Source organism: Rhizobium sp. CCGE531 (genome assembly GCF_003627795.1).
GTDB lineage: Bacteria > Pseudomonadota > Alphaproteobacteria > Rhizobiales > Rhizobiaceae > Rhizobium.
Genome location: NZ_CP032685.1, coordinates 1 through 21,016, shown reverse-complemented (window position 1 = coordinate 21,016; position 21,016 = coordinate 1). Strand labels below are relative to the sequence as shown.

The 21,016-nt window shown below is 57.9% G+C and carries 16 protein-coding genes; 9 read left to right on the top strand and 7 right to left on the bottom strand.

Features of this window, described 5'->3' with window-relative positions:
- Window positions 1-17 precede the first annotated feature (17 nt).
- The 4 genes from CCGE531_RS19645 to CCGE531_RS19630 all read left to right on the top strand — a co-directional run bounded on the left by CCGE531_RS19645 (window position 18) and on the right by CCGE531_RS19630 (window position 4,114).
- Window positions 18-1,388 (top strand): alpha-glucosidase/alpha-galactosidase, encoded by a 1,371-nt coding sequence (locus tag CCGE531_RS19645; protein WP_120667026.1) that lies wholly within the window; start codon window positions 18-20, stop codon window positions 1,386-1,388.
- 181 nt (window positions 1,389-1,569) lie between these two features.
- Window positions 1,570-2,712 (top strand): fumarylacetoacetate hydrolase family protein, encoded by a 1,143-nt coding sequence (locus CCGE531_RS19640; protein WP_120667024.1) that lies wholly within the window; start codon window positions 1,570-1,572, stop codon window positions 2,710-2,712.
- A 618-nt stretch (window positions 2,713-3,330) separates the two neighbouring features.
- Complete coding sequence (locus CCGE531_RS19635; protein WP_245459307.1) at window positions 3,331-3,825, top strand: hypothetical protein; 495 nt, start codon at window positions 3,331-3,333, stop codon at window positions 3,823-3,825.
- Between the two features lie 64 nt (window positions 3,826-3,889).
- A complete protein-coding gene (locus CCGE531_RS19630) occupies window positions 3,890-4,114 on the top strand; it encodes a hypothetical protein (RefSeq protein WP_162943963.1) in 225 nt (74 codons plus the stop codon).
- Window positions 4,115-4,161: 47 nt separating this feature from the next.
- Here CCGE531_RS19630 and CCGE531_RS19625 read toward each other — a convergent pair whose 3' ends face one another.
- The 3 genes from CCGE531_RS19625 to CCGE531_RS19615 are packed head-to-tail and all read right to left on the bottom strand — an operon-like array spanning window position 4,162 to window position 6,703.
- Window positions 4,162-5,517, bottom strand: a complete 1,356-nt coding sequence (locus CCGE531_RS19625; RefSeq protein WP_120667019.1) for a HAMP domain-containing sensor histidine kinase — start codon at window positions 5,515-5,517, stop codon at window positions 4,162-4,164.
- Window positions 5,514-6,179 carry a response regulator transcription factor gene (locus CCGE531_RS19620; RefSeq protein WP_120667017.1) on the bottom strand — a complete coding sequence of 222 codons (666 nt, stop codon included), beginning with the start codon at window positions 6,177-6,179 and terminating at the stop codon, window positions 5,514-5,516. Before CCGE531_RS19620 ends, CCGE531_RS19625 begins: the two co-directional genes overlap by 4 nt.
- Window positions 6,180-6,181: 2 nt before the next feature.
- A complete protein-coding gene (locus tag CCGE531_RS19615) occupies window positions 6,182-6,703 on the bottom strand; it encodes a hypothetical protein (RefSeq protein WP_245459306.1) in 522 nt (173 codons plus the stop codon).
- A 1,122-nt stretch (window positions 6,704-7,825) separates the two neighbouring features.
- Here CCGE531_RS19615 and CCGE531_RS19610 point away from each other — a divergent pair.
- Both CCGE531_RS19610 and CCGE531_RS19605 read left to right on the top strand, forming a co-directional pair.
- Complete coding sequence (locus CCGE531_RS19610; protein WP_162943962.1) at window positions 7,826-9,274, top strand: hypothetical protein; 1,449 nt, start codon at window positions 7,826-7,828, stop codon at window positions 9,272-9,274.
- A 490-nt stretch (window positions 9,275-9,764) separates the two neighbouring features.
- The gene (locus tag CCGE531_RS19605) at window positions 9,765-11,588 is read left to right on the top strand and encodes an ABC transporter ATP-binding protein (protein WP_120667013.1); all 1,824 of its coding nucleotides are present in this window, start codon (window positions 9,765-9,767) and stop codon (window positions 11,586-11,588) included.
- A 149-nt stretch (window positions 11,589-11,737) separates the two neighbouring features.
- Here the strand turns inward: CCGE531_RS19605 and CCGE531_RS19600 are convergent, their stop codons facing one another.
- From CCGE531_RS19600 to CCGE531_RS19590, 3 genes are all read right to left on the bottom strand, one after another.
- The gene (locus CCGE531_RS19600; RefSeq protein WP_120667011.1) at window positions 11,738-13,882 is read right to left on the bottom strand and encodes a HAMP domain-containing methyl-accepting chemotaxis protein; all 2,145 of its coding nucleotides are present in this window, start codon (window positions 13,880-13,882) and stop codon (window positions 11,738-11,740) included.
- Between the two features lie 14 nt (window positions 13,883-13,896).
- A complete protein-coding gene (locus CCGE531_RS19595) occupies window positions 13,897-14,826 on the bottom strand; it encodes a substrate-binding domain-containing protein (RefSeq protein ID WP_120667009.1) in 930 nt (309 codons plus the stop codon).
- A gap of 348 nt (window positions 14,827-15,174) precedes the next feature.
- Window positions 15,175-16,062, bottom strand: a complete 888-nt coding sequence (locus CCGE531_RS19590) for a LysR substrate-binding domain-containing protein (RefSeq protein ID WP_120667008.1) — start codon at window positions 16,060-16,062, stop codon at window positions 15,175-15,177.
- A gap of 109 nt (window positions 16,063-16,171) precedes the next feature.
- Between CCGE531_RS19590 and CCGE531_RS19585 the strand changes: the two genes are divergently transcribed.
- Both CCGE531_RS19585 and CCGE531_RS19580 read left to right on the top strand, forming a co-directional pair.
- A complete protein-coding gene (locus CCGE531_RS19585) occupies window positions 16,172-17,425 on the top strand; it encodes an aromatic ring-hydroxylating dioxygenase subunit alpha (protein ID WP_120667006.1) in 1,254 nt (417 codons plus the stop codon).
- Window positions 17,415-18,497: a hybrid-cluster NAD(P)-dependent oxidoreductase gene (locus tag CCGE531_RS19580; RefSeq protein WP_120667004.1), complete on the top strand. Its 1,083-nt coding sequence runs from the start codon at window positions 17,415-17,417 to the stop codon at window positions 18,495-18,497. Before CCGE531_RS19585 ends, CCGE531_RS19580 begins: the two co-directional genes overlap by 11 nt.
- A 144-nt stretch (window positions 18,498-18,641) precedes the next feature.
- On the opposite strand, the gene CCGE531_RS19575 is transcribed toward CCGE531_RS19580, so the two are convergent.
- Window positions 18,642-19,046: a GFA family protein gene (locus CCGE531_RS19575; RefSeq protein WP_120667002.1), complete on the bottom strand. Its 405-nt coding sequence runs from the start codon at window positions 19,044-19,046 to the stop codon at window positions 18,642-18,644.
- A 467-nt stretch (window positions 19,047-19,513) separates the two neighbouring features.
- Between CCGE531_RS19575 and CCGE531_RS19570 the strand changes: the two genes are divergently transcribed.
- A complete protein-coding gene (locus CCGE531_RS19570; RefSeq protein WP_120667000.1) occupies window positions 19,514-20,521 on the top strand; it encodes a hypothetical protein in 1,008 nt (335 codons plus the stop codon).
- The last annotated feature ends 495 nt before the right edge of the window (window positions 20,522-21,016 follow it).

Genomic DNA, 21,016 nt, shown 5'->3' with positions numbered 1-21,016 from the left:
ATTCAGGAGATTTTGAAATGACAGGCACTCCCAAAATCACCTTCATCGGAGCCGGTTCGACCGTCTTCATGAAGAATATCATCGGCGACGTCTTGCAGCGCCCTGCCCTGGCTGGCGCCAGGATCGCACTGATGGACATCAATCCGCAGCGGCTGGAAGAAAGCGCCATCGTCGCCCGCAAGCTCGCTTCGACGCTCGGCGCCTCCGCCACCGTCGAGACCTTCACCGACCAGCGCAAGGCACTCGACGGCGCTCATTTCGTCGTCGTCGCCTTCCAGATCGGCGGCTACGAGCCCTGCACCGTCACCGATTTCGAGGTGCCGAAGAAATATGGGCTGCGCCAGACGATCGCCGATACGCTCGGCGTCGGCGGCATCATGCGCGGCCTGCGGACAGTTCCGCATCTGTGGAAGATCTGCGAGGACATGCTCGCCGTCTGCCCGAACGCGGTCATGCTGCAATATGTCAACCCAATGGCGATCAACACCTGGGCGATTGGCGAGAAGTACCCGACGATTAAGCAGGTCGGTCTTTGCCACTCCGTGCAGGGCACCGCCATGGAGCTGGCGCACGATCTCGACATTCCCTACGAAGAGATCCGCTATCGCTCCGCCGGCATCAACCATATGGCCTTCTATCTCGAATTCGAGCATCGCCAGGCTGATGGTTCCTATCGCAATCTCTATCCCGATCTCGTCCGCGCCTATCGCGAGGGCCGCGCGCCGAAACCCGGCTGGAACCCGCGCTGCCCGAACAAGGTGCGCTATGAGATGCTGACCCGGCTCGGCTATTTCGTCACCGAAAGCTCGGAACATTTCGCCGAATACACGCCCTACTTCATCAAGGAAGGCCGCGAGGACCTGATCGAGAAATTCGGCATCCCGCTCGACGAATATCCGAAGCGCTGCATCGAGCAGGTGGCGCGCTGGAAGAACCAGGCCGAAGAATATCGCACGGCCGAGAAGATCGAGGTCAAGCAATCGAAGGAATATGCCTCCTCGATCATCAATTCGGTCTGGACCGGCGAACCCTCCGTCATCTACGGCAATGTCCGCAACAATGGCTGCATCACGTCGCTGCCGTTCAATTGCGCGGCGGAAGTCGCCTGCCTCGTCGATGCGTCCGGCATCCAGCCGACCTATGTCGGCGACCTGCCGCCGCAGCTGACGGCCTTGATCCGCACGAACATCAACGTGCAGGAGCTGACGGTCAAAGCCCTGATGACCGAAAATCGCGAGCACATCTATCACGCCGCGATGATGGACCCACACACGGCAGCCGAGCTCGATCTCGACCAGATCTGGTCTCTGGTCGATGAGCTGTTGGCGACCCATGGCGATTGGCTGCCTGAATGGGCACGCGGCAATCGCAAGGTACAGGCCGCATAAAGCCACTCTCTCCCGGCTAGCGGCCCAAAGGGCCTCGCGGCGCTGCCGCGGGGCCTTACATTTTTAGCCGACCTGGAAAAGGTGAATGTCCAAAACACATTGAATTGCAGGCCTATGCCGGATGGCAAAGCCGGAGCGACTGCGCTAGAAACGGGTCGAGGTTTTAAGGGAGATCAAAGGCATGGCCAGCTCAGACACGTTCAGCACCGGCACGTTCGTCGGACGCATCTGGCGCCCCGATGTCGAAGGCCCTGCCCTCATCACCGTCCGGGATGGCATTGTCTACGACATCACCTCGAAGGAAGCGCCGACCATGCGCGACCTCCTGGAGAAAGATGATCCTGTCGCTTTCGTCCGCGCTCAGGACGGCGAAGCCATCGCCGAGCTCGGCGACTTGCTAGCCGCCAGAGCCCAGCTCTCGGCCATCCACCTTCTCGCGCCCGTCGATCTGCAGGCGATCAAGGCCTGCGGCGTCACCTTCGCCCGCTCGATGCTGGAGCGTGTCATCGAGGAGCGCGCGGCCGGCAATCCGGATCTTGCCGAAGCGATCCGCGGCAAGGTGACCGCGCTGATCGGCGACAGCCTGCGCAACCTCAAGGCCGGGTCTCCCGAAGCCGCCAAGGTCAAGGCGGCGCTGATCGAGGAAGGCGTTTGGTCGCAATATCTCGAAGTCGGTATTGGGCCGGATGCCGAGGTCTTTTCCAAATCGCAGGTCATGTCCTCGGTCGGGCCAGGCGCTGACGTCGGCCTGCATCCGATCTCCAAATGGAACAATCCCGAGCCGGAAATCGTGCTTGCCGTCGACAGCCAGGGCCGTGTGAAGGGCGCCACCCTCGGCAACGACGTCAACCTGCGCGACGTCGAGGGCCGGTCTGCGCTATTGCTCGGCAAGGCGAAGGACAACAACGCTTCCTGCTCGATCGGCCCCTTCATCCGCCTGTTCGACGAGACTTACGGCCTGGACGATATGCGCAACGCCGATCTCGACCTGAAGGTCGAAGGCGAAGACGGCTATGTGCTGCATGGGCGCTCATCGATGAAGGAAATCAGCCGCGATCCCCTCGACCTCGTTTCCCAGACCATCGGCCGCCATCATCAATATCCGGACGGCTTCGTGCTGTTCATGGGGACGCTTTTCGCCCCTGTCGAGGATCGTGACACGCCCGGACAAGGCTTTACCCACAAGGTGGGCGATGTCGTCACCATCTCCAACGACAAGCTCGGAGCGCTGCGCAACCGCGTGCTGCTGTCGACCGAATGCGCGCCCTGGACATTCGGAACTTCGCATCTGATGCGCAACCTCGCCAAGCGAGGATTGATCTGAGGCCTCCATGAATCCGGATTTGGAGCGGTTCGGCTCTTCACGCAAGCCCTGATAGGGCTGAACCGCGATAGTTGACCGACAATACGGCATAGCCACGATCGGCGAGCGATTGATGATAACCATCTTCTGTTTTCCATGGCCTTCAGCAAGCGGGAGCCGGTTATAACAATTCCGAAGGTCGGGATTCGAACGGCATCGTATTTTTCGAAGCTGAGAGAGCAAAATTCGACCGAGTACAACCGTCGCGCCAGAGTATTTTAGGATTATTTGAGAGTTCTGCTCATATAAATCCGGCGCTCCGCGTCATCATGCATCAGGACGCTTGCCTGCCGCACTGATATTGCTTGATCCGTCCACATGATGTAGGTCATTGGACCATACAAATCGCAACGACTACAATTTACCGATCCAAAATATTAGAGAAATTACCGAATCCCATCCAAGCTGGTTATCCGTCAGCAACGGCTCACCGCAGTCCCACTCCCGAGAACCATGCCCAAGCAGACAAAGCCCTTCATCTTCGAAATCAAGAACGCCCGTCGCAAAAGAACGGGACCGGTCGAGCAGCCGAAATCCATTTGGGGTGCATTCGCTCCCGATCTCAAGCAAGGCTTGGGAATGGAGCAGGAAAAGCCGAATAATTCGTGCGCGCCTGAATCCAGTCCGGTTCCATCGAATTTGGTGGCAGATGCCACTGCGGATCGAACGGAAGCGACGAGCTTGCCGCCAAAGTCCCGCTTCGTTGAAAAATGGGTCGTGAAGAAGGCCGAAAAGCCAAAAGCAGCTCCAGGAGAGGCCGTTGCGGCGTTCCTCGGCCGGATCGAACGGCAAAAGGCGTTGCTCGCAGAGTTTCAGGCGGATCCCACAGGTTTTGCGAAATGGCGATCGGCATGGTTTCGTCAGGTCATCGGCGGCTTTGGCGTCAGCATCAGCTATGATTTCGTCGATGCAGGCGGCGGCTTGCGGTATGTTGTCGTCGAGACAATTCGAGACGTCGCGGAGTTCCTCGGCGACCTCGCTCAGCACGCGCAAACCGATGTAAATTTCCAGCATGTGTTGAGAGAAAACCGCCTACGGCGCGCTGCGCGGCGAGTTCGCGGCAAGGCGGTCTAAGCTCCTTAAGCAGATAATTTGGCAAACGGCCGGTCGCCTTGAGATGAAAAGCCTGGAATCGCGCTTGATCGAGTGGGTCTTGTCGATCACGCCGTCCGCAAGCAAGACGGCACGATCATCTTGTACAGAGCCGACGCTCGCCGATACGCCTGGACTGGGAAAGCGCACCAACGAAGCGCTCGATGTTGCCGAAACAGCCTATCAAGCTGCATTGAAGGCCGGTGATGTCGCCGGGGCGCTTCGTCCGCATGAAATCGCTCTTTCCGCTTTTTCCCATGACATCACATGACGGATCGCGCTGCTGCCTGCATTTTGCAGGCAAATGGCTAAGGTTGATCAGGCTGCGACTGGCAAACGGATTGCCACTTCAAGCCCGCCATGTTCGGATCGTTCGAAGGCAATCGTTCCGTTGTTGAGGGAAACGATCTCAGAGGCGATTGCGAGGCCGAGGCCGGTGCCCGGGCCGGTTTCGTCGAAGCGCCTGCCCCGTCGACCGATCGAAGTGAGATCAGACAGCGGAATGCCTGGACCATCGTCAGCTATTCGCAATTCGATGGTTGCCGCCTCTTTCCTGGCCTGAATGGAGATTAGTGAGTTTGCCCATTGGGCCGCATTCTCCAATATCACCCCGACAAGCTCGATAAGATCGTTTGCGTCCATATCGACGTTCAGTCCTTCGATAACATCGACCACCCAGTCGAGTTGCTCACCCCCAGGCGTTTTCTTCAATACGGCGATCGCGCGCGGGACGATACTGCTCAACGACGCACTGAGGGCGTGCATCCGAATGCGTTGACGCAGTCGGACGAGACGCAACTGATAGTCGATCCGGTCGCGCATTTCGTTTGTCAGCTCAATGATCGCGGCCGCGCTGCGCTTATTACCGCCTTCTTCGAGTTCGTAGGCAATGGTACCAAGCACTGCGAGCGGTGTTTTTAGCCCATGTGCAAGATCCGAAGCGCGTGACCGTGCAAAATCCATGGATTTCTGCTGTAGGGCAAGCAGGGCGTTTACCTCGCTGACGACAGGAACCACTTCCAGCGGATAGTTGGCATCGATTGAAGACGCAACGCCCTTGCGGATTCCTTCGATATCCTGGCGCAACTTCCGGAACGGCGATAGGCCGAACCGAACCTGTAGGATGGTGGCGAAGACCAGAGCGACACCTAGAATCAGGAGCGCCGCGGCCAATTCTCGTCCGAAGCGGACTATCGCCTCATCGAGGATTGACCGCTCTTGCGCGACGATGACCTGATAGCGCCGCTCGCTGTTGTTTTTTTGAAAGCGAGCGGTCAACGAAAAGGCGAGCAGCGATTGCCCGACCGGACCTTTCACGGTCGAGAGTTGGCCGCCTTCGCCGGGGGAATCGAGCTTGAGAACATAATCCCAAAGGGAGCGAGAACGGATTATCTGCTGGCTGCCGAGATCTGTGACCTGCCAGTACAGACCACTGATCGGCGTGTCATAGCGCGGATCGGGCAAGGCGCCGGTGAGCACGGGCGCCGTACCGCGCGCGTCTGGATTGATCAAAGCGACCAGGCGCGACATCGTCGCCGATAAATCTGCAGAAGCGCCGCGTTCGACGTTCTTTGTGAACAAATATCCAATAGCTAAGCCTGCCAGAACGAGCGCAACCGCGATCCAGCCGCCGGCACCCAGTATCAGACGAACCCATAAGGATTGACTTCTCAAGGATCGTTCCCGCCAAGGATATATCCAAAGCCACGGCGCGTTAGGATGATATCGGCGCCCAGTCGCTTCCGCAGGCGGCCAATCAGCACCTCGACCGCGTTTGATCCGCCGTCAAAGTCCTGCGTATAGAGGTGTTCGGCTATCTCGAGCTGTGACACGACACGGCCGCCCTGATGTGCCATAAAAGCGAGCAACCGGTATTCCTGCGGTGTAAGAACGATCGGAACGCCGGCCCGTGATAACTGTCTCATCCGTGTATCGAGTACAAGCTCACCGATTTCGATTTGCGATGACGCGAGACCACCAGCCCGACGCACGATCGCGCGGATACGCGCAACCACTTCCTCCATACGAAAAGGCTTTACCACATAGTCGTCGGCTCCGGATTCAATTCCCTCAACCCGTTCGTCCCATTGCCCACGCGCCGTCAGGATCAATACAGGCGCCTTGCGTCCGGCGCGGCGCCAACGCTTCAGGATCGTCAAGCCATCCAATGTCGGAAGACCGAGATCAAGGATCACCGCGTCGAACGTTTCAGTGTCGCCACGGAACCAGGCGTCCTCTCCATCCGTAGCATATTCCGCGACGAAGCCGGCGCTCGACAGTGCCGTGCCAAGCGACTCGGCGATCCGACGGTCATCTTCAGCAACGAGTATCCGCATGCCTACCTTACCTTAATGAGCGTGCCTGTGCGGGCATTGAAAGAATAGCGTCGAACGTCGTTGTTGGTTTCGAGCACCTTCAACTCATACTGGAGAACACCCTTCACGGCTCGCAGCCGCGTATCAATGATCTGCCCATCGGTCAGTCGCCGTGCGATTGCGACAATGAGGTCTAGCGGAAGTGCCCGATCGGCTTGAACAGCCTTCAAAGCGCCGTTCGGCCCATCAAACTTGTCGTCGGCTCCATTGCGCCCGGACTCATCGGAACCGGACTGCTGGTCACCTTTAGAATCGTCGGGGTCGCCTCCGCTATCATCATCGCCATTGCTCGAGTCCGAATTCGAGTCTGCAACACCGGTCCCCTGGTCTGAAGAGCCTTCCGATTCACCGGCGTCGGCGATTTCGATATAACGAACGTCCCCTGTGTCGATGGCGGTTTCGTGTGCGTGCACCGCGGCCGGAAGTTGCAACGCAACGGTAATGACCGTGAACCACGCGCAGGCTCTCAGGGGCCGAAAACACACATACCTTCTCCTCAAGTCATCAAAGCCACTGCACTGAGAAGCTTAGACGAGCAAAGCTGACAATTCGCTGACAACGCTCTCACCGGATTCTCAGGCACTATACAATATACCAGTCACCGCACAGCCAAACCAACTCAACCGAAAGCGAGTCCTTAATCCAATACGACCGCAGCAATCTTGTGGCAACCGCTTCCGAAGATACGTCCCGACGACGCTTCGGCTGGCGATAGCAACCGAAGGAATGCGATATGCAAACGCTGTTTCGCTTTATGCCAGTCATCATCTATGTGGCTGCGTTATTTGCCATCGTTCTGTCGCTGTCGATTATCCAGCCTACACATGTATGCCGGCCATTTGGTATTTTCAGACATCATCGAACATGCCAGTTGCCGCCATATCAAAGCAAGGAAACCGGAGGCAAGTCCGCAGTTAATACGAGCGTAGTGGGCTCGTAGCAACAGCAGCCGCTGGATGCCGGCGCGATCGCGTCGATCAAAGCGCTACCAAGGCGGGCCTTTTCGACGTCCGATAGCAATTAAAGGAATACAATATGCAAACACTGTCTCGCTTTGTGCCAGCCATCATCTATATGGCTTCGCTATTTGCCATCGTTTTGTCGATGCTGATTGTTCCGTCGCCGCATGCGAGCGAGCCATTTAACCTACATTGCCAGGGTGAGACATACTCTGATTGCAGACTCGTGCGCTGAGACTGAAATGCAGGCGTGGAAAGCCACTTTCAATCGCAATAATTCATCTATGTGTGACCAATGACATCCATATTTCAGCGAGCCGAGCGAAGTGCCCATGGAGTCGCAATCGCTTTCGGAAAGCGGGCGATTGCGGACGCGCGCAACGACCCTGTGGCTCAGGGCGCTAAATATGCGGAGTTTCGTTTCGGCAACCCACCGTATAACCGCGGAAGATCGAGAGGGCGTCGATTGCAAGGTGGGGCTGGGGTTGTCGCTTGCAGCCCACTCCCGCCTTCGGCCCTTGTTGGAAAAACCGAACCTTTCCTGAGCCGTCGGTCTTCTTCCTCACCAAAATCCGCGTTCAAAGCATGATGCTATTCTTCGCTCGACTGCGGGGGACGAAATCCAAGAGCGCGTTCGGAGGCACAGGCATGAGTTCCAATATGTCCATAAACTCGATACTGAGAAAAATAGTATCAGGCAGTTTAATGCTTGTAATTTCCGGTCACACGGCAGTTTCAATGCCGATTGCCGCGATAGTCTGTGCCGGTCAAATAGCCTTTGCATCATCTGCCGCTGCCTTCCCTCAGGCCAAACGAAATGCCCAGGGCCTGCTGTCGGACATGCGTGTATCATTCGGTATGATTGCGCGGAGCTATAAGGAAAACTCCAATGCCCGACACCGAAGTGCCGCCAGCTTCCTCGAAGCCGTGACCCGTGCCGCACGGGCGACCCAGCGACTTGAGAATGCGCTCACGACCCATAACAGCAAAGCCACTGCCGCCGCCACCGGTAGCGTATCAAGGGCGATCGGTGAATTGCAGACGCGGTATTCCTTGACGCTGGCTCAAAACACGCAGGCTGCGCAGGGGATGCGATATCTGAATGCCGCATGGAAAACCTATTCGTCTCGATATATCCTTCCAGAACCAGCGAATGAAACCAAAACCGTGAGCAGGGCTGGGATTCGATCTCTGCGAGAAAAGATAGCCGCCCTAGAAAAACGGGTGGCGTCGATAGAGGATCAGGTTGCAGACAATGCTGCGCTTCGGCGAGAGGTTGTGCGACTGAGGCGAGATCTCGCCTACTACGATAGCCGCCCTGACGATTATCGGACCTACCAAAGCATGCTGCTCACATTTACAGTGGTGTCCGGCTCTTTCGATGCACTCGCCTACACGACACGGGTCTATTATCCGGCCTACTATGTATACTTCGAGCCGGTCAACCCGGACTTCTACGTCTGGCGTTCCTATTGGGATGGTTATTATGAGGGCTATTACGAAGGCCGCAAGTCGGTGTGGTATGACGAGCCACTTGTCGTTGATGGTCCGTTGGTCGAGATCACTCAGATTGAGGTCAACCAGGAGATCAACTATCAGACGATCTACAATATAACAGACGAGACCCGTATCGAATACGAGGACCTGCCTCAGGAAATTTTGGCGGAGGTCGATATTCCGGTCGTGCCGGAAGATGTAACTTTCACCACTCAAGCCTTAGCGCAAGTGGAACATGACGATGCTTCGCCGCAGATGGATGAGGCAGCGCAGGGTATCATCGAGCAACCGGATGAAGCTCTTGGGTCACAGGATGGCGCGAGACTGAATATGATCACGCCGCAGGGCAACGAAGACCATCAGGGCGGCCAACAGCTGCAGGATAAGAGCGCCGAAGAGGAAATCCTCCCCAATAATGCCCAGAATGACGTTCGGGACCAATCGGGAGATTTGCCTCAGCAAGACAATGACCCATCAGAAGAAAACGGCAGCTCCTCCGATCAGGTTCCAGCCGCAGAGGGGACTCCGCAGCAGCAGATGGAGCCGCAGCCCGACGATAGCGTTCCTACCAAATGCCAGGAGGGACTTGCCAGCTGCTAATCCTGGTAAATTTCCGGCGTTGGAGCAAAAGGTATCCATGCCCGGCCAAGCATTTATGAACGGAACGTCGATGCTGACGACAATACCGGTGGAGGGTCTGTCCCCCGCGATGCACAAAGCGCGAGGTTGTCTCGCCATCCGCGCTGGACGTCAGCTTTCGGGGGAGTTCACGACCTAGCTGATGTTGCAACTATGCCGCATCACAAAGCTTAGCTTAAAATTTCGCCGAATTTGACTTGGCCTGCGCGCCTAATCGATCTAGGGTTGATAATCATCCACACGGTTCGAGGGAGTTTTCAATGGCTATTTTTTCCAGCTCCCCAGTGGCTTCCGCGAATATCGCCTGAAGCCGGCAGCGTTTTCCAATGCGACAGAACCTGACGGACTGGTGCTGACCTTCCCGTCGACCGTTCCTCACCAAACCATTTCGCGCGGTTTTGCGCGGACATTCTTTCCCCTATGACGGAGCCGGCGAAAGCCGGATACATCAATGGCTCTTGGTTTCAAATCCCGCCGCGGCGGTGCTTTTCGCAGCGTTTTCCGTTATTGCTGGGCTCATTGGAAGCATCAGCCGGGCCGCGCCTCCTTAATGTTGTTCACGGCGATGCTGTCTACGCTTGCGGATGTCCTCACGCCCTTGTTCTCCGGCAGGCTTGTCGATGCCGTGGTGTCCGGCCGGGCCAGCGACGCCGCAACATGGAACAATGCCGTCAATGCCTTTTGTTGGTTGATGGCACTGTCGGTCGGCGCCGTCATCCTGCGGCATGCCACGTTCACCGTCATCATAGGCTTCACCTTGAAGTCGATGTCGGAGATCGCGGCGAACTCCTTCTTCCATATCCAGCGCTTTTCGAGCGATTGGCACGCCAACAGCTTTGCCGGCTCCACCGTTCGCAAGGTGACGCGCGGCATGTGGGCGCTTGACCTGCTCAACGACACCGTCTTCGTCGCGCTTTTCCCATCGCTGGTGATGCTCATCGGCTCGACCATCCTGATGACATGGTACTGGCCAATGATGGGATTACTGGTCGGCGTCGGATCCGTATTCTTCATCGCGTTCACCGCGACTATGGCCTTGCGCTATGTTGCGCCGATGGCCAGCATGGCCAATAGCTGGGATACTCGCCTTGGCGGGGCGCTTGCCGATGCGGTGACCTGCAACGCCGTGGTCAAGGCCTTCGGCGCTGAAGACCGGGAAGACCAGCGTCTCTCCTCGGTCACTCGCAAGTGGCAGGATCGCACAGGGCGCACCTGGACGCGGGGCACCCTGAACGGCACCTCGCAGAATGCGCTGCTCAGCCTGCTGCGCGGCTGCGTGCTGGGCCTTGCCCTTTGGCTCTGGGCCAACGGCAAGGCCAATGCCGGCGACATCACCTTCGTCCTGACCGCGTTTTTCATCCTTCAGGGCTACCTGCGTGAAATCGGCATGCATATCCGCAACCTGCAGCGCTCGGTGAACGACATGGAAGAGCTTGTCACCATCCATGCACAGCCTTTGGGCGTGGAGGACGTTCCCGGTGCGCCAGCTCTCCATGTGAAGGCCGGCCTGATCACGTTCGATCATGTCACCTTCCACTACGGCAACCACCATACCCCACTCTACAAGGACTTCTCGGTCACCATCAAACCGGGCGAGCGAGTTGGCCTCGTCGGCCATTCCGGCTCCGGGAAGACGACTTTCATCAAGCTGATCCAGCGTCTGCATGACGTCAACCGCGGCGTGGTCTCGATCGACGGGCAGGATATTTCCAAGGTGGCGCAGACGTCTCTTCGCCGCCAGATCGCCATCGTGCAGCAGGAACCCATCCTGTTTCACCGCTCGCTGGCGGAAAATATCGCCTATGCGAGGCCGACGGCCACGCAAGCCGAGATCAGAACGGCTGCGAGGCTTGCCAGCGCCCATGATTTCATCGAGGCGCTGCCGAAGGGCTATGCGACGCTTGTCGGCGAACGCGGCATCAAGCTTTCCGGCGGCGAACGGCAACGCATCGCCATCGCCCGCGCATTCCTGGCCGATGCGCCGATCCTTATCCTTGACGAGGCGACCTCGAGTCTCGATTCTGAATCGGAGATGCTCATCCAGCAGGCAATGGAGAGGCTGATGGAGGGACGCACGACACTCGTCGTCGCTCATAGACTGTCGACTGTGCGCGCGCTCGATCGGCTGCTGGTCTTCGAACACGGACATATCGCCGAGGAAGGCACTCATGCTAGCCTCATTCGGCGCAAAAGCGGGATCTATCGCGGGCTGTTCGAGCGCCAGGCGCTGGAGCTGACGAGGGGCATCGAGAGCGAAGGGCTGATCGGCCAATAAGAGCCTGCAGGCGGTCCCCTCCCCGCAGGATCGGCTCGCCTGCCAAGGCGACGAGATCGCGCCGCCTATGAAGCTCACACAAGGAAAACGGCGGGCTGGCCTTCGTAACGAATAGCCAGCCCATCGTCGTCAACGCTTTCGTCGGTCACTTATGATGCGAGAGCGTACAGGCGGGGGCCCGACGCCATTGCACTTCGGGTCTTGAACCGATGCACGAGGTCCGCGAGTTTTTCGGTCTCCTGGGTCAGGCTTTGGGCGGCCGCGGTCGTTTGTTCCACCATGGCTGCGTTTTGTTGCGTGACCTTGTCCATCTGGTCGCCGGCAGCCGAGACCTCTCTCAGGCTCGCCGCCTGTTCGCGCGCCGCGACTGCGATTTCGGCAATCGTCGAATTCATCGCACTGACCTGCTCGACGATCTGGGAAAGCGACGTACCCGATTCGCCGACGAGTTGGACGCCCGTCTTGACCTGATCCGTCGACATGGAAATCAGTGCTTTGATCTCTCTGGCCGCATTTGCCGATCTCTGAGCCAGCTCACGCACTTCCTGTGCCACGACGGCAAAGCCTTTGCCCGCCTCACCCGCACGAGCCGCTTCCACGCCTGCGTTAAGGGCCAGCAGATTGGTCTGGAATGCAATCTCGTCGATGACGCCGATAATGTTGCCGATCTTCGACGACGAGCCTTGGATCTCCGTCATCGCCGCGATCGCGCGGGCGACGATGGCGCCGCCGCTCTCCGCATTGGCGCGCGCGGTCGCCACGGTGCTCTGGGCATGACTTGCCCCCTCGGCCGTTCCATTAACACCTCGGGTGACGTCGCCCAAGGCTGCCACGGTCTCTTCGAGTGAGGCAGCCTGTTGTTCCGTGCGGCGGGCAAGATCGTGAGATGCCGTCGAGATTTCCGCCAGGCCGGATTTTATGGTGGCGACCGCGCGGATAACGGAATCGACCGCCTCCTCCAGACTGGAGACTGAGTTGTTGAAGTGATCCCGGATGCGAACATAGCGGGCATCGACATCGCCGACCCTCGCCGTAAGGTCACCCTTGGAAAGAGCATCCAAACCCAACGAAATCTGCTGGAAGGCATGCTCCATCACTTGTGCGTCGGCAAGACGCTCAGCTTCCTGGCGTAGCCGCTCTTCTTCGGCAGCGAGGCGAGCACGCTCCGCATTGGCTTCCACGATAAGCTTGGCACGACCCGTTTCCTGGAAGACCTTCAGCGAGCGGGCCATTGCGCCGAGCTCATGATGATGCTCTGCGCCATCAATCGTCACCGCATCGTCACCTCGGGCAAGGCGCTCCATCGCCCGGGCCATCTTGCGTACCGCGGCGGAGATCAGCTGTCCGATAAAATAGGCAAGGACAAGCCCGACGATGATCAAAAGTCCGCTGATCGTGAGCGTCGAACGCGTCGCGGAAGCGACGGTCTCATCGACCGAACCGTCAAGCGTTTTCTGAGCATCCATGACGGTTCCCTGTAGATCGCGGAAACCCTTGGCGATCTTCGGAGCGAGAGTGTTAAGTTCGCTGTCACGGATCTTGTTGGTGGCGATAAGCACGTCCCGGACGTCGCCCAGACGGCTTGTGTAATTCTGCATCAACTGGCCCGCGCCCATGACGCGCTTATGCTGCAATTCACCCTTCGCCACTTTCGCTGCCGCGTCGTTCAAGGCCATCGCATCATTCAACGCCGATTGTGCCGCATCATACGCAGGCAGATCGCCGGAATGAATGAAGCGTTCGGAAAAATAGAGACTGCGGTCTAGGGCTTCGAGCGTTGCGCCGGTCGCATGCAGCAGCGCCACGTCATTCTGGCGCCAGGCGCTGCGCATCACGTCGTTCAGCGCGATGCTGGTCCAGGGGCCAAACTCGGTCACCTTCGAAATCAGGGCATCCCGCTTTGCCTGCAGCGTTACGATCTGCTCGAACGCCTTGCTATAGGAGCCCACGTCCTGGCGGATGGTCGCCATGCCGGCCTGCAGCGCGCTATTACCGGCAAAACGCGGGTCATCGCTCTCGAAGGCTTTCACGCCGGCATGAAACCGATTGACGATATCCGAAGTCGGGTTTGAGCGAAAAGCTTCCACGGACATCTGAATTTCGTGAAGCTGGTTGCTGTAGTCGGAAATGGCCAGGCTTTGACCGGCCGTGTTGCGATATGAGGAGAACATGGAGGACAGTCCGCTCATCCCGGAAATCGCATTGAGCGAAAGCAGGCTCATGAGCAGGATCAGCGGCAGGAAACCGGCGGTAATCTGGGTCCGGATGCCCAATTTATTCCAAAAACGTACCATCGTGTCCCCCTGGCTCACTGGCTCTTCGGCAGATATTGGGCAATGTTCTGTGGTGTCACCAGTTCGAAAGGCACGTTGTTTTCGCGTGGCACCTTCTGTCCGCCGGCAAGCTTGACGGCGGCATCAACCGCGGCGGCGCCCTGGCCGGAGGCACTTTGGAGAACGGTGACGTCAAGGTCGCCAGCCTCCATCGCCGCCAAGGCATCGTCCGTCGCATCGATGCCAGCCACGACGACATCCTTCATCGACATGCCGCTGCGCTTCATGGCCCGGATTGCGCCGAGCGCCATTTCATCATTGTTGGCAATTACCGCATCGAACTTGACACCTGCCGATAACCATTCCTGCATCTGCTGATCAGCATAGTCTCGCGACCAGTAGGCCGCCTGCCGCTCCACGATCTGCAAGCCCTTACAGTCGGGCGTGGCGATGACGTTATCGATATCTTGTGTGCGGGCGCGCGCGGCTGCATGGAACGCCTCGCCCATTAATACGACAAGACGCCCTTTTCCCTTCAGGAGGGCGCAGACCTCTTTGGTTTGCAGTGTGCCCGACTCCGCCTCATTGGAGGCTACCACGGCCTGGCTATCCGGCAGATCCGATAGGTTGGAAGGAACGTTATTGATGTAGACCAGCGGAATGTGGGCATCGGCGGCAAGCTTCGTCATTTGCGGGCCGAGATCGCCGTCGGAAACGGCGACGATGATGGCGTCGACCTTGTCGGCGATGAATTGTTGAATCTGCTTCTTTTGTAGCTCGTTGTCGCTCTTGGCGTTCTGAGTGACCAGCTTTAGCCCGGAAACCGACTTTCCGTGCGAAACAATACCGTTGAGCAATGCGGTTCGGAATTTATCGAGATCTGACATCGACACCCCGATCGTCTGCGCATTTGCAGTTGAGGCGGCTATCGACATTAGCATTCCAACAAGTATGGCCTTTTTCATAATCCCCTCTCAGCAAGATGCCCGCGAGCAGGAGATTTATAGTAACAATATGGTTAAAAATTAATTTTCGCTCAATCAATGTGACTAATACATGATGTATTTAAAATATAATTATCGCTGTAATTTCATTACGTTATGGAATATGCGCGAAATACAAGTTAAATAAGGCGCTCATCGCGTATAAGAAATTTATAATTAAGAATAGTAAAGTATTATTCCCGTATTAAGGGCAAAATCCCACGAGCACCGGTGTGAGGATTACGTCTAGAATCGCGCCACGTACTGCTCCCTGCTGCGGCAGGCGGGCGCGGTTTGCATTGTTGATGAAACGGGGGATCTTGCGCATTTTCAACGAGTGAGCGCGTTGGCTAACCAATTCGCCGCATGCTCCGCAGCCGGCGTGCGGCGCGTTCTGGCCGGGAGCAGAACATAATACCGGTCCTCGGTGGGCATCTCGGCCACGTCCAAGGCGACGAGCGTACCGTCATCCAGAAAGGTCTGGACGAGAAGACGCCAGCCCAGCGCGATCCCCTGCCCGGCGCGCGCGGCCGCGATCGTCTCGGTATAGTGGTTGAAGCGAAGATGCGGCCTTATCCGCAAAGCACGACCCATCTCCTCCGCCCATTGCGGCCAGGACAGCCATGATCTGTCATGAACGTCCGTCTCGATGAATTCGTCGGTTTCGCTGAGCTCGCCGGACAGGCGCCGCCGCAGGTAGTCCGGCGAGCACACCGGAACGACGACGTCCTCGTGGGAGGCAACCACCTTCGCGTCGGCGAACGGCGGTCTCCCGTAACGAATGGCGATGTCGATGCCGCCTGCGTCAAGATCGATCCTGGCGTCCTGCGAGACGACCCTGATCTGCACGCCCGAATTCTCCCGTCGGAACTCCGCCAGCCGGGGAAGAAGCCAGAACGAGGAGAAGGCGACCGTCGCACCGATCGTCACGACATCCTGCGGGGAGGACCTGACCGCGTCGACCGTGTCCGCGATGTTCGCGAAGCTCTGAGCGAGCGTCGTTCCCAGGGTGAGGCATTCCGCAGTCGGTTCGATGGCGCGGTGTTTGCGCACGAACATCGGCAATCCCAATTCCTCTTCCAATACCGCGATCTGGCGGCTGACTGCTGCCTGCGTGACGCCAAGCTCAATCGCGGCCGCAGTGAAGCTGCGATGCCGGAGGACAGCTTCAAGCGTCATCAATGCCGTCAGAGATGGAATACGCCGCCGAAAGTTCATCAAGCACCCTTTCGCATTACATAAAGTTATGGATCGCTGAAAATTAATGCAGTTGAAGCCTATGAGATGCAAGGGCAAACTGCGGGTCATCAACCCATAAGAGATTATCATGCTAAACAGGCTTCCATCCGACATCTCCGCACTTCTTGAAGCCCGCGCCGACGGTCATTCCCTGCCGGCCGGCCTCTATACGCGCGAGGACGTCTTCGAGGCCGACATCGATGTCTTCTTCCACAAGCACTGGATCTGCGTCGGCCTTGACTGCGACGTCCCGGAGCCGGGCGATGCGACGGTTGTCGACATCGGCAAGACCAGCCTGATCCTCCTTCGCGACGACGACGGCGAGATCCGCGTGCTTCACAACGTCTGTCGCCATCGCGGCTCGCGCCTGCTCGACGCCGGAAAGACCATCGTCTCGAAACTCGTCTGTCCCTACCACACCTGGACCTATGAGCTGACCGGCGAACTGGCCTACGCGCCCCATATGGGCAAGGATCTCGACAAGCAGTGTCACAGCTTAAAGTCGGTGAATTTCAAGTCGATCGGCGGCCTGATCTACGTCTGCCTCTCCGATAATCCTCCGGAGGACATTGCCAACCTCGAGCAGACCCTGATCGAGCGCCTCGCCCCGTATGACATCCGCAACGCCAAGATCGCGCATCAGACCGATGTCATCGAGGACGGCAACTGGAAGCTCACGATGGAAAACAATCGCGAGTGCTATCACTGTTCCGCCAACCATCCGGAACTCTGCGTTTCCTTCGTCGATCTCGACTTCGGTTTCGACCCGGAGACGCTGAGCCCGGAGGATCGCCAGCAGGCAGAGGAACACTTCCGGCTCTACGACGAGCGGACGAGGGCCTGGGAAGCCGATGGCTTTCCGTCGGCCGCGGTCGAGCAGCTTGTCGACTGCGCGACGAACTTCCGCATCCAGCGCCTGATCATCGCCGGTGCCGGCGAATCCCAGACACATGATGCGACGGCGGCATCGTCGAAGCTCCTCGGCCAAATGACCCGGAAGGACCTCGGCGATACACATCTTTGGGGTCACAATAGCTGGAACCACTTCATGGGCGATCACGCCGTCGTCGCGATCGTCATTCCACTCTCGGCGGGAAGGACGCTCGTCAGAACCAAGTGGCTCGTCCACAAGGACGCCGTCGAAGGCAAGGACTACGATTTCGACAAGTTGACCGAGGTCTGGATCGCAACGACCGACCAGGACGCGGATCTCGTCGCCCGCTCGCACGCCGGCGCACTCGACCCGGCCTATCAGCCGGGTCCCTATTCCCGCTTCTCGGAAACCAACCTGGACAAGTTCGCGATCTGGTACATCGATCGGATGCGCGCTCATGGGTATTGAGTTCACACAGATACAGCGGGTTCACGCCGATATTTGGGATCCGGAGCGGGACGAGATGCTCGTCTGTGTCGACGTGCATCAGGAAACGCACGACGTGAGGAGCTTCACCTTCGCATCTGTCGAAGGCAAGTGCTTCAAATTCGACGCCGGACAGTACTTCCTGTTCGACTTCCCGACAGGCTCGGATGGCGAGGCTCGTTGCTACAGCATCTCGTCGTCGCCCCATCGCGGCAACGCGTTCACCGTGACAGTCAAGCGCGTGCCTGGCGGCAAGGTCTCGAACTGGCTGCACGACAACATGGTTCCCGGCATGACGGTCAAGGGTCAAGGGCCGCTCGGACACTTCATCCGCCCGAAAGTGGCGGGAACGAAGCTTCTGCTGCTTTCGGGCGGTTCGGGCATCACCCCTGTCATGTCGATCACCCGTGACTTGGCAGATAGCTGCGAGCCGGCGGACATCGTGTTCCTTCATGCAGCCCGTACGCCACTCGACCTCATCTTCCGCAGCGAACTATCCTGTCTTGCAGCCCGCATGAAAGGCCTGCGACTGCAATTCCTGCCGGAAACGGTGGTTGGCGAGCGCGCATGGCCGGGATTGACCGGCCGGATCTCGTCCGAGTTCTTGAAACTTGCCGTTCCGGACATCGCCGAACGTATTGTCATGTGCTGCGGTCCGGCGCCATTCATGGCGGCAGCGCGTTCGATCACGGCGGCGCTTGGCGTTCCCAAGTCGAATTACATCGAAGAGAGCTTCGATGCGGCTGTCATCGATGAACCCGGCCTCGACGTCGAGGCACAGCCTGCAGGAAAGACCCATCAGGTCGAGTTCGCAAAGCAAAAGCGGACTCTGGAAGTCCCTTTCGATCAGACGGTGCTGACAGCCGCGAAGAGAGGCAGCGTCAGGCTCCCATCATCCTGCTCCAACGGCATGTGCGGAACCTGCAAGTCCAAGCTCGTCTCGGGTTCGGTGGAGATGAACCACAATGGCGGCATCAGGCAGCGGGAAATCGACGCCGGGATGTTCCTGCCCTGCTGTTCGAAACCCCTGAGCGATCTGGTCATCGACCGCTGACCAACGAGTACCAAACCGAATTCTGCTGCATCCTGACTTCGATGGAAGAAAAATATCGAAAGCCTCATAGCCGAAGATGGGTCCGAAAACATCAAGCTTGAGGTCCACGCACTTGTCACCGCTACCGGAGCCTCCAATACCGTACTAATCGTATGGCCGTCCGGGAAGATCACCTATGGCGTCGATCCAAGGCAGCCGGGACGAGCACCAGATCTGCGACCGAGGTCGGAGCTCATGTCGCTGGTTTATCGTCCCCACGCGAATGCCTATTTCGTCAGCATCGTCGGGCTCCCCGCTAGTGTAGATCGGTGAGCCGCAATCCGGGCAGAAGTACTGCAGCCGGCGGCGGCCATTATCGCCGAACTTCACGTAGAGCTTCGGCTCTCCACTCGTGATCTCGAATGCGTTGCGGCGCGCGCTGACGGTGACCCTGCAAGCTGTCCCCGTCAGCCGCTGGCAGTCTGTGCAGTGGCAGATCGATACGTGCTCAGGATCGATTTCCGCCTTGTACGAAACGAACCCGCAATGGCATCTTCCGTCTATGTGCATCGGACCTCCCGCTTTTTCGCTGCGTACAGCTCCTTGAAATCTAGGGCGACGCCAGAACGGTTTCTACCGAAATGGCGCCGTCTTCGACTTTTATGCAGGCAAGGCGCCGCTCTTCTTCGCCGTTCTGGACTGCCGTCGTCTACCTGATTTCGGGGAGCCGCGCCCCATCGCAGGCCTGGGATTTCAATGCGTTCCATCCGTCGCAGGTCGGCCATATTTGCGCCGCGATCGGTGAAGAATGCTGATGCGAAGCGGATGGAAGAAATTAATGGTGGACGAATAATCTTTCCGCGGCCGCCGAGATTTCCGGTCCCCGTTAGGTCGTCGTTCAGCAAAGCAGCGCACAATTATGATTTCTGGATCCGAGCACATGGCAGTCGGGTTTGTGGGTCGGGCGGACCGCCAAAATCGTCATTACGAATAGCGGCACACGCGGATCCGGAATATTTGACAGGAGATTTACTTTCGTGCGGTCGAGATATGCCCTTCGAAGCGTCGCTCAGATGCTCAGCCTTTGCTCTCTTACCATCATCATCCCTTCAGCATCGCAGTCTTTTGCCGCGGAGCGTCAATCAGATCTTCCGGCGTGGCTGAACGCCTATGTCGGCGAAGGCGAAGGTCAGATTGCCCGACCGATTTTACAGAGAGCGCGTGCGCTCTACGTGCAGAAGATTGGCGAAGGCAAGGTCAGAAACCCTTGCTATTTTGCTATGGATGCAACCCGGCCGAACAATCCGGCTGACGGCAAGTCGGCGGGGCGTTTCTACATAGTCTGCGAAGCGACGCAGACATTCCGCGTGGTTTCATCGGGCCACGGCAGCGGCCGCGATCTCAAGGGCGTCGTCGATTTCGGCAACGGACGGATGTGCGCCAAGAATTTCGGCAACGCGATGGATTCGAACCTGACGACCGGCGGCTCCTATGTGACGGAGGAAACGAAAACGACCTTCAAAGGTTACTATCGAGTTTCCCAGACCAAGGATGCCGCCTTCCTTCGCACCTTCGTACAGTTCGACGGCATTGGCGAAACCGCGAATGCACGCGCTCGGGCGATCGGCGGTCATGCGGCTGCAAAGGTTGCCGGCATCTGCATGAAGAAGGATCCGCAAAGCCCCTATGCCAATCGTGAAGGATACGTGCCGCTCGGAAAGCTGGTGGAATATGCCGGCGGCCGTAGCGACGGCTGCACGAGTTGGTCGACATCGGACGCCAATCAGATCACCTCTCTGGTGAAGGACGATCCGACGACCCTCTACATCTATCCGGAATCCGCGGACATCAAGGCAGTCGCAAAGGCGGTTGCAGCCGGGCGCTCTCCGGCGCAGTCCGGATTATATTGGAACGAGTCCTGCCTGAAGGAGATCGGTACTCCGAAGTTTTGGCCGAAGGAAACCCTTGAACCGATCATCGCCCAATACAAAAGCGATCATCCGGCACCGCCGCCGCGGCCGATACCGATTTGCGATCAGCAATAGGGCCTTCATAACCGCTGGTGCGGAAATTCAGGCACGAGGATCGGCTACCACAGGCATGGGATATCCGTTCCGTCCTGATTGAGACGATTAGTCATGTCGATGACAACGCATGTCTTTCGCAGGACCTTGCGAAACCTACACAGGCGTAGCGGTACGAAAGGCTGATATAGCTTCCGACGACGATTTTACTTCAATGAAATCAATCTGCTAGCGTACGATGAAATTCAGTCGAAACGATCGAATTCGTGAAGGGAGATACCCTTATCCGCCAGCAAATTTCGTTATTTTTGTACGCTTTTTGCCGGCAAATGTCCACCCTTTCCGACTCCATATTCATAGCTCCGATGTCTTTCACCTGAGAGATCCAATGTGAGGCAATTTATCGTTCGCTGCGTAGGCATGAGCTGTCCTGAACCACACGCAACGTCAAAGTTATTTGTCGCGATACCAACGCGAACCGGATATCAGAGCCTCAGCATTGTTAACGGCAACATG